Annotated in this window: 1 protein-coding gene; it reads right to left on the reverse strand. The window is 28.6% G+C overall.

Translation table 11 applies throughout. The annotated features are described in order from the left end of the window. Positions 1–196: plasmid recombination protein (locus HMPREF2930_RS00460; protein ID WP_070597181.1), on the reverse strand; the 196-nt coding region annotated here is incomplete at its 3' end. Positions 197–399: the final 203 nt, after the last annotated feature.

Here is a 399-nt window from a genome sequence, read left to right on the forward strand (position 1 = left end):
TCTGTTCGATTTTTTCATCAATCAAGTTATTAAAATTCTGTTTATTAGCATTTACCAAATCATAATTTAAGTAAGTTTTACTATGGTCTATATCTTCATTTTCATAATTATTATTTTCTCTTTGAACATGTTTTTGTATGCCCGTTGTATTTGTTCCAGATTTAACTTTTGAAACTCTAACAATGGAATAAGACATATAAAAATCACTCCTAAGCACAAAGGTTTCATGTGTATTTAATAGTTTAAGTCTAACACACTAGACTTATTTTTAATAAGTCGTTAATACGTGTGCTCTGCGAGGCTTAAACCTGTTTTTGCTAACGCAAAAAATGAGTGGCAAAATGCTAGCCACTCATAGTTCTAAACCAAAATATAATATAACTATTCAAACTGCTTTTC

Source organism: Staphylococcus sp. HMSC068C09 (assembly GCF_001813735.1).
Classification (GTDB): domain Bacteria; phylum Bacillota; class Bacilli; order Staphylococcales; family Staphylococcaceae; genus Staphylococcus; species Staphylococcus hominis.